Source organism: Streptomyces sp. NPDC102462 (genome assembly GCF_044765425.1).
Taxonomy (GTDB): domain Bacteria; phylum Actinomycetota; class Actinomycetes; order Streptomycetales; family Streptomycetaceae; genus Streptomyces.
In genome coordinates this window covers 20,878-21,602 of the sequence record NZ_JBIWKB010000056.1, presented here as the reverse complement: position 1 = coordinate 21,602, position 725 = coordinate 20,878, and positions in this window count along the sequence as shown.

The following is a 725-nucleotide window of genomic DNA, read 5'->3' as shown; positions in this document are numbered from 1 at the left end:
CTGGTGGTTCTGGTGGTTCGGATCCCAGGGTGAATCCGGGGCAGCGGTTGGAGGATGGTCAGCGGGTCGAGCCAGTTTGGGGGTCGGGGGACAAGCCGGGTCCGAGGGGGGAGTCTTCCAGGTCTGGTGGTTCTGGTGGTTCGGATCCTGTCGGCAACCCGCGCCGAGAGTCGGGTGGGGGTCAGGGTGATCAGGATGGTCGCACTGCGCAGCCGCCGGGCAGGGCGAAGGACGGGGTGGAAGGAGCTCCGGGAACGGGTGGGAAGTCGTCGGGGGGTTCGCGTCCTGGTAATGGCCCCCGGATCGACACTCGGCCTGGTGCGGAGGACGGCCGCTCGTCCTCGTCCGCCAAGGAGCAGTCCTCGGAGACGACAAGCCCGAAGTCGGACCAGAGAACGGCGGAGTCCACGTCGGCCCCCACCTCGTCGCGGCCGGACGAAGCGCCTGAGACTTCGTTGTCGGAGTCCAAGTCCGCTACGTCTACGGCGTCCGGGTCGGAGGTGGCGCCGCCCAGGACCGCGTTGGCGGATGGGTCGCGTGCCGAGGCCTCGGGAACGGGTGGGAAGTCGTCGGGGGGTTCGCGTCCTGGTAATGGCCCCCGGATTGTCGAGCTGAAGGACCTTGCGGATGGGTCGCGTGCCGAGGCCTCGGGAACGGGTGGGAAGTCGTCGGGGGGTTCGCGTCCTGGTAATGGCCCCCGGATTGTCGAGCTGAAGGACCGTGCG